This is a genomic window from Nonomuraea sp. NPDC049784, assembly GCF_040659615.1.
In the GTDB taxonomy this organism is placed as follows: domain Bacteria; phylum Actinomycetota; class Actinomycetes; order Streptosporangiales; family Streptosporangiaceae; genus Nonomuraea.
The window spans coordinates 1-7,520 of sequence record NZ_JBFAMX010000507.1; the positions used below are offsets into that span (position 1 = coordinate 1).

General features: G+C 67.9%; 9 protein-coding genes. 2 read left to right on the forward strand and 7 right to left on the reverse strand.

The window, feature by feature from the left end; translation table 11 throughout:
- From AB0J09_RS49825 to AB0J09_RS49835, 3 genes are all read right to left on the reverse strand, one after another.
- Window positions 1-902: DUF2891 domain-containing protein (locus AB0J09_RS49825; RefSeq protein WP_360708081.1), on the reverse strand; the 902-nt coding region annotated here is incomplete at its 3' end.
- Window positions 886-1,530: a pyroglutamyl-peptidase I gene (pcp, locus tag AB0J09_RS49830; protein ID WP_360708084.1), complete on the reverse strand. Its 645-nt coding sequence runs from the start codon at window positions 1,528-1,530 to the stop codon at window positions 886-888. The genes AB0J09_RS49825 and pcp, both read right to left, overlap by 17 nt.
- A 677-nt stretch (window positions 1,531-2,207) precedes the next feature.
- Window positions 2,208-2,528, reverse strand: coding sequence for a GYD domain-containing protein (locus AB0J09_RS49835; protein ID WP_360708087.1), 321 nt, complete (start codon window positions 2,526-2,528; stop codon window positions 2,208-2,210).
- Window positions 2,529-3,047: 519 nt separating this feature from the next.
- Between AB0J09_RS49835 and AB0J09_RS49840 the strand changes: the two genes are divergently transcribed.
- Window positions 3,048-3,854 carry a class I SAM-dependent methyltransferase gene (locus AB0J09_RS49840; RefSeq protein ID WP_360708090.1) on the forward strand — a complete coding sequence of 269 codons (807 nt, stop codon included), beginning with the start codon at window positions 3,048-3,050 and terminating at the stop codon, window positions 3,852-3,854.
- Window positions 3,855-4,117: 263 nt separating this feature from the next.
- Here the strand turns inward: AB0J09_RS49840 and AB0J09_RS49845 are convergent, their stop codons facing one another.
- Complete coding sequence (locus tag AB0J09_RS49845) at window positions 4,118-4,813, reverse strand: SDR family NAD(P)-dependent oxidoreductase (RefSeq protein WP_360708093.1); 696 nt, start codon at window positions 4,811-4,813, stop codon at window positions 4,118-4,120.
- 79 nt (window positions 4,814-4,892) lie between these two features.
- On the opposite strand from AB0J09_RS49845, the gene AB0J09_RS49850 reads away from it, so the two are divergent.
- Entirely contained in the window at window positions 4,893-5,303 is a 411-nt protein-coding gene (locus tag AB0J09_RS49850; RefSeq protein ID WP_360708096.1) for a helix-turn-helix domain-containing protein, read from the forward strand.
- Window positions 5,304-5,362: 59 nt separating this feature from the next.
- On the opposite strand, the gene AB0J09_RS49855 is transcribed toward AB0J09_RS49850, so the two are convergent.
- The 3 genes from AB0J09_RS49855 to AB0J09_RS49865 all read right to left on the reverse strand — a co-directional run bounded on the left by AB0J09_RS49855 (window position 5,363) and on the right by AB0J09_RS49865 (window position 7,362).
- On the reverse strand, window positions 5,363-6,034 hold the full coding sequence (locus AB0J09_RS49855; protein WP_360708105.1) for a response regulator transcription factor: 672 nt from the start codon (window positions 6,032-6,034) through the stop codon (window positions 5,363-5,365).
- Window positions 6,031-6,600 (reverse strand): ATP-binding protein, encoded by a 570-nt coding sequence (locus AB0J09_RS49860; RefSeq protein ID WP_360708099.1) that lies wholly within the window; start codon window positions 6,598-6,600, stop codon window positions 6,031-6,033. Before AB0J09_RS49860 ends, AB0J09_RS49855 begins: the two co-directional genes overlap by 4 nt.
- A 144-nt stretch (window positions 6,601-6,744) precedes the next feature.
- A complete protein-coding gene (locus tag AB0J09_RS49865; protein ID WP_360708102.1) occupies window positions 6,745-7,362 on the reverse strand; it encodes a DUF6461 domain-containing protein in 618 nt (205 codons plus the stop codon).
- Window positions 7,363-7,520: the final 158 nt, after the last annotated feature.

The window sequence follows — 7,520 nt, forward strand, 5'->3', positions numbered from 1 at the left end:
CTTCCTATCTCGTCCGCTGGGAGCGCGGCGGCGATGGCCCACCGCCCCGCCGCGCGGCTGAGCGCGAGCCCGATCAGGTGCCCGATTTGCGGATCGCGACGATCGGACACGATCGGCGGCTCCAGCAGAGCCTGCGGCTCACCGTGTGCCAGCCCCGGCAGGAACGCCGATAGCCACGCCGCGAACTCCTCGCGAGTCAGTATCCGCCGCATCAGATCCGCCTCGGTGAGGGCCGGCGACACGAAGTCCTGCCCGGACGGTTCCCAGGCCGCCGGATAGTCGCGATCGGTGCCGAACCAGCGCCGGGCGGTCTCGGTGACGGCACCCGCGAGTGCCGCGCACCCTGCCGACTCGGCCGAGTCCAGTACCAATCCCAGCGCGAACGCGCTGTTGGCATGAACGCCATGGCGGACCGGATAGGTGGCCTTGGCCAGCCACCCCTCGACGAGTTCGGCGACGGCCGCCACCGCCGGACGCATCGCGCCCGCCCACCGTGCACCGTCGCCGCCGGCCGATTCGCATTCAGCCGCCAGCGCGAGCAGCCAGGCCCAGCCGTAGGGCCGCTCGAACGTCGGGTGGGCCCGCAGGTAGACGGCCTCGGTCATCAGGTGCTCAGGCGTCAGGTGCCGGTCCAGCACCTCGCGAACGGCGGCCTCGTCGATCTCCGCCCGGTTCCGCCGCAGCAGCCGGACCAGCAGCCAGTGCATGTGCACCGCGGAGTGCCAGTCATAGGAGCCGTAGAAGGCCGGATGGTGGACGCGCGGCAGCACGGTGTCGCCCGGGCCCGTGACGAGGTGCTGCGGAGCGTTCGGGAACTCCCGCGTCACGTTCTCGAGAGCGAGGCCGGCGAAGCGGGGGGCGAGATCGGCGACGGTCGGCAGTGGATCAGTGGAGAGAGCCACCGGTCTCCTTCAGATCTGCGGTCGTGGTGACCGCCACGGACACGATCGCCGTCAGCGCTTCGGCGATCGACTGGACGGACATCGACGGCGCGTCGCCACCCGGGACCTGTTCGGGAAGGTGGGGCACGTGCACGAAGCCGCCGCGCACCCCCGGCCGGCCGGACTCGATGAGATGCATCAGCCCGTAAAAGACGTGGTTGCAGAGGAACGTGCCCGCCGTGTGCGAGACGGACGCCGGCAGGCCGGCGTCGCGGACGGCGGCCACGCACGCCTTCACTGGGAGGGTGGAGAAGTACGCTGCCGGGCCGTCCACGACGACGGGCTCGTCGACGGGCTGGGCGCCCTTGTTGTCGGGGATGCGAGCGTCATCGAGGTTGATGGCGACGCGCTCAACCGTGATGCCCGGCCTCCCGCCCGCCTGCCCGACACAGACGACGACCTCGGCACCGGACTCCTCGACGGCCGCGCGCAGCCGTGCGATGGCGTCGTGGAAGACCACCGGCAGCATCACTGTCGTCAGCGAAACCCCTTCCGGCGGCGTGGTCGCGGCCAGTTGCACCGCCTGCCACGACGGATTGACGCCGGAGCCGTCGAACGGCTCGAATCCGGTGAGCAGCACGTGGATCATGGGTCTCCTCTCATGCGCCGGCGCCGGTCAACGGTGCAGGGGTCTGCGGAGACTATCGGCAGCCTCGGCTCCGCCGTTTCCCGGCCCTGGCCCCCGAGGGGGCCGGGGAGGTCGTGTCGACAAGGTCCCGGTCGGGGTGGTGCTCAGAAGGCGATCACGATCTGCCGACCTTGATCGTTTGGGAACGCATAGGGAACGATCAACCGTAGTCAGCCGGTGTCAGCCGTAGAGGGCCGGACGTGACACGAGAGGCCCGTCACCGCGTTTCCGCTGGTGACGGGCCTCTTCCCGCTGGTGCGTAGGCTGAGCCGACAGTTTACAGCGGATCAACGGTTCAACCGAGCAACATCCCCCAAGACCCAAGAACCGAAGCGCACCCAGAGGCGGCGCACAAGAGGCTCGCGCATGCCCCAGGGCGCCGTGTACGTTGCCCGGCCCGCCAAGTGGGGCAACCTGTTCCGATGGAGCGACTACCGCCCATCGTCCATGGCTGGAAGGGTGAGCCGGTCTTCGGGTCTGTGGCTGTCCGCCGCCGACACGCAGTCACCGACTACCGGGCCGCAGTCGCGTAAGGCGCCTGCTTACCCGGCACCCAAGCAAAGACGAGATCCGGCGCGGTCTCGCCGGCAAGGACCTGGCCTCCTGGTGTCCGCTCCCCGAGCGCAATCACCCGACTGTTACGCGCCAGGAGCCCGGTATGCCACCTCCATCCGCGCGGCATCGTCGATCTCCTCTGGCGTCAGCAGGACAGCCGTCTTCGTTCGTACCGCCCCAGACGCCGATATTGTGAGACCCACAGCGGCCGAAGCCGCATTGCTCGGCAGGTCGACGATCACATACGTGTCTGTCTCGCCGAACGCGAAATACATCTGTTCGACCCGGCCGCCGACGCTTTCCGCCATGCGCTCCACCGCTTGTCGGCGTCCGGTGCCGCCATCTTGCAACACTCCTTTGAGGCCATCTGTGGTGTAGGTCGCCTGAATCAGGTACTTGGGCATGGTCGAGCCCCTCTTCTCGTGCCGAAGGTCACGGGGTCAAAGTTCTCGACTTAGCGTGACGGTAATCCCACCCGCTGTACTGGTTTTCCCCGCGGGCACAAGGCGTGGCTCCTGGCGGTGGGCGCCGGCTACCTGGCCGCCTTCGCCTTCCTCACCCCTCTCCCTGCGCGGTGGCATGGCGCTCGGCGCGGCCCACTGACCCTCACCGAACACCTCGCCCCACCTCGCCGCCGACACTGACACTTCAACCAGATCTGATCCGAACGACTCGGCCTGCTGGGCTCGCCCGAGTCACGGTGGGCGGGACGATCAGACTCCCCTCGGCCACCTACGGCTCCACGGTCTCGCGCTGGCGATCACCTCGGAGCCGAGCGCTTCCGCCGAGGGCACAGCGGTTACAGCGGGCTGACATTCCTGACTGCATCAGGCCTCTGACCTCGAGGTGCGGCTCTCGCCTTTCCCCTGCCGGGGAAGATCATCCCACATACATCCCGCGAGGCAGCAGACTAGGCTGCGACGATGGAACCCGTAACCAACGTGCCCGAAAACCTCGCACCACGGCGTCCTGCCTGGGCTTCGACCACAACCCAGCCTGCAGATCCGGCCCAGGCGAATGACTACGACAGCTTCGCCGAGGCGTACTCGGCGGAGAACGAGAACAACATCATGAACGCGTACTACGAGCGGCCCGCGATGTTAGCCCTCGCCGGAGACGTGGCCGGCCGCCGGATCCTGGACGCCGGCTGCGGCGCAGGCCCCCTGGCCGCCGCACTACGCGACCGCGGTGCCGTCGTCACCGGCATCGACGCCAGCGCCGGGATGCTGGCGTTGGCCAGGCGGCGGCTCGGTGACGACGCGGCCCTGCACGTGGTCGACCTGAATGACCGCCTGCCGTTCGACGACGGCGCGTTCGACGACGTGGTCGCGTCGCTGGTGCTGCACTACCTGGAGGACTGGGGGCCGACGCTCGCCGAGATGCGGCGAGTGCTCAGGCCCGGCGGGCGGCTGATCGCCTCGGTGCAGCACCCGTTCGTGGACTACGTGATCCAGAATCCTCGGCCCAACTATTTCGCGACCACCAGCTATATCGACGAATGGACGTTCAACGGGCAGCCCTTCCCGATGAGATTCTGGCGCAGGCCGTTGCACGCGATGACCGATGCCTTCGCCACCGCCGGCTTCCGCCTTGCCCTCATCAGCGAGCCCCACCCCGACCCGGCCGCCCGTGAGCTGTTCCCCGACGACTTCCATGCCCTTTCGACCAAACTCAGCCTCCTGTTCTTCGTCGTCGAGGTACCGCCGTCGGCTGCGGGCTCGGACGACTAGATCTAGAGGCCCAAGGGAGCCCTGTCTTGTGCCACTCCATGTGCCCCATGCGGGCCCACGCGGTCGGCATCGATCGGGCGACCAACGCGGGCCCCGCGTTATCCGGTGAGCCGTGCTGAGGAACGAAGCACGGATCGTCGATCGCACCCAGCAATCTGCGACGACCAGCCACGCCGTCGCGATCATGCGCTGACCAGCGCCTTCTCCCCTGAGCACCTCGACTTGGCCGCGTATTGGCCGTGATCAAGCTCCATGCCGGCGGGTCAGAAGCCGATGGTGGTCTCGAAGGTGTCGCGGGCCTGAGCAAGCTGGTACCAGCGTTCGGCGATCGCATCGGAATCGCCCTCACCCCCGCCCGGGACGATCGGGACACCGACGCACACATGTCCGACGTAGACGCCGTCGGCTGCCAGATCATCCTCGATGGTCTTCGCCCAGTGCCGCAGGCCGGCCTGGGCGATGCCGGCGTTGCCGAGCAGCGGGATCGGCAGGATCGCCGAGGCGCCGGTGGTGAACAGCAGCGCCCCGTCGCCGGCCTTGCGCATCGCGGGCAGGACCGTCGCGACGGCGGTGAGCGCGCCGCCGACGATCAGGTCGACCTGGGCGCGTGCCGACTCGGGCGTGGTCTCCAGCGCGGTGGTGAAGCCCATCGCCGCAGTGTCGGGGACCGGCCCGGAGCTGTGGTCCCAGGCGGGGGCGGGACTGTAGGACAGGACTCCGATCCGGCCGAGATCGGCGGCGGCGGCCTCGAGCGCGGCGGTCAGCCCGGCGCTGTCGGTGACGTCGGCCGGATACGCCCCGGCGGTGATCCCTTCGGCGGCCAGGGAGTCGGCGATCGGCTGGAGCTTGCCGCGGTTTCGGGAGATCAACGCGACCGGATGTCCGGCCGCGCCGAACCGCCGGGCGATCGCCCGGCCCAGACCCGGCCCGGCACCGACGACAGCAATGGTGGAAGACATGCAGATACCCCACATTGGTTACGCTTTGTAAGTAGCTCCACCATAGGCACCCGTTTCGACCCGTACAAAAGGCACATCGATGTTCGCAAGCCAAGACCCAGACCCGCGGCTCGTGGCGGCCCGGACCCCGCCACACCCCTGCGCGTCCTGGCCCGACAACGGCCAGGGCATCCGCGACACCCTCGATCGGGTCGGCGACAAATGGTCCATCCTCGCCATCGGCATCCTCGCCACCGGACACTTCCGCTTCGGCGCCCTGTACGACCAGATCCCCGGCATTTCACAGCGGATGCTCACTCTCACCCTGCGGCACCTGGAACGCGACGGACTCGTCACCCGCACCTCCTATCCCGAGATGCCGCCGCGCATCGAATACCAGCTCACCTCCCTCGGCGAAGACATGTGTGAGACGGCCTACGCCTTCGTCCGGTGGGCCACCGACCACAACGATGAGATCGAAGCCGCCCGCCACCGCTACGACAACCGCTGAACACCGCTACGCCGGTGCCCCATAGAGCACTCCCAAGTTGTTGTCCGGGTGAATTCAGGTCAGCCGGTGCCGCCGGGAGAGATCAGGCCGGTCTCGTAGGCGACCACCACGGCTTGGACACGGTCGCGCAGGCCGAGCTTGGACAGGATGCGCGCGACGTGGGTCTTCACCGTGGCCACGCTGAGGGTCAGCTGGTCGGCGAGTTCGGCGTTGCTCAGGCCGGTGGCGAGCAAACGCAGCACGTCCAGTTCCCGGGGCGTCAACTCGGCCAGATCGCGGTGAAGGGTGGGCTTCACATTGTCGCGGCGGGCGAAACGCTCAACCAGGCGGCGCGTGATGGTGGGCGCGAGCAGGGCGTCGCCGGAGCGCACCAGACGTACCGCCGCCACCAGGTGCTCGGGTGAGACATCCTTGAGCAGGAACCCGCTCGCTCCCGCGGCGAGCGCGGCATACACATAGTGGTCGAGATCGTAGGTGGTCAGGATCAGCACACGAGTGTCCTCAGCACCGCCCGCAAGGATCCGCCGGGTGGCTTCGAGGCCGTCCATCTGCGGCATCCGGATGTCCATGAGCACGACGTCGGGCCTGGTACGGCGGACCGCGGCGACAACTTCGCTCCCGTTGGCGGCCTCGGCCGCCACGTCGATGCCATCGGCGGCGAGGATCATACGGAATCCCGTGCGCACCAGTGCCTGATCGTCGGCGATGACGACGCGCACCCGCTCAGTCATGTCCTCCTCCACGGGACGCGGGCCGTGATCCGAAATCCGCCCCCGGCCGTCCGTCCGGCATCCAGGGTCCCACCGTAGACAGCGAGCCGCTCGCGCAACCCGATCAGTCCCCTGCCGTCGCCGGTCCGCGGCCCGCCGCTCCGTCCCCCGCCAGTGTCAGTCACCTCGATCTCCAGCCAATCGCCGTCATGACCGATCGTCACGGACGCGGCAGCCCCGGGCGCGTGCTTGATCGTGTTGGTGAGGGCCTCCTGCACGACGCGATAGGCCGCGAGGTCAGCCCCGGGAGGCAACGGCCCCGGCGCCGACACCGCGACGCTCACCAGCACGCCGACGGCGCGGACCCGCTCCACCAGGGCATCGAGCTGATCGAGCCCGGGCTGGGGTTCAAGCCCGTCGGAAGACCCATCGAGACGCTCGCCGCCCGGCCCGGCGAGCAGGCCCATGACATGGCGCAGTTCGGCCATGGCAGCCCGGCCACCGGACTCAATCGCGAGCAGAGCCTGTTTCGACTGCTCCGGCTCCACGTCCATCACCTTGCGGGCCGTACCGGCCTGGATCACCATGTGGAGCTCGGCGGCGATCCGGGAGCGCCCTGGACCCTGGGTTCCCTGGTCAGCGACATTCTCGGGCCGCTCGTGAGTGACCGTGGTTGACCCTCGTCGCCGAGGCAATGGCACACTAATGGCACGGTGATCAAGGCTCTGACCTCACCAAGAAGGATAAAGATGGTCGGTTGAGCCGATGAGTGTGGGCTTAGCGTACTGGCTGCGGGAAAGGCGTACACCGGCGGCACGTGAAGCCAAGGCGAGAGCGCTGGAGATGGGGTCGTCGGCGTATCCGTCGTCATCTCGGTACAGCCCAAGTTCGCGCACGTCGGCCAGAAATCGGTCAGGCTGGTTACCCTCACGCAACCGGTAGCTGTACAGGCTGAACGTGGTGATCAGTTGCTCGTTGGCCTCGTAGGTGAAATCCGCGCCCTTGAGGTCAGCAAAAACCGTGGCCACTGCTGTGCCTAAGGACAATGGCTCCGCCACGTTGGTGACGTACTTGGTCGCCCATCCACTCTCGGCCAGGACGGTCCCACCCTCAGCCGAGTAGGCTGCGACTCCGTACTCTCCGGAGGTGCCCGGAGTAACCTTGACCCGCCGCAGCGCATCCGCAGGGGACAACCCCCGTACGAAGTTGATGCACAGAATCGTGGTGCCGACGCCATCCGTCCATGCATCGCGAAGCCAGACGTAATCCGCGGCTGATGCACTGGTCATCGCATTCCCTCCCACTACTCGATAGCTGCGGGAATCCTTGCAGATGACTCCGACAGCCACGGCGGCACGATCATTTTCTACCTGCACCTCCGCCCGCCTGATCACCCCGTCCGCCGTCGGCCCGGGTGTGTCCAGTCAGTGGCTCTGGCGCACTTTCGGTGGTGACGGACCGTGGTTTAGCCGAGCAGGATGCGATGGCGGAGGAGCACGAAGCCGGC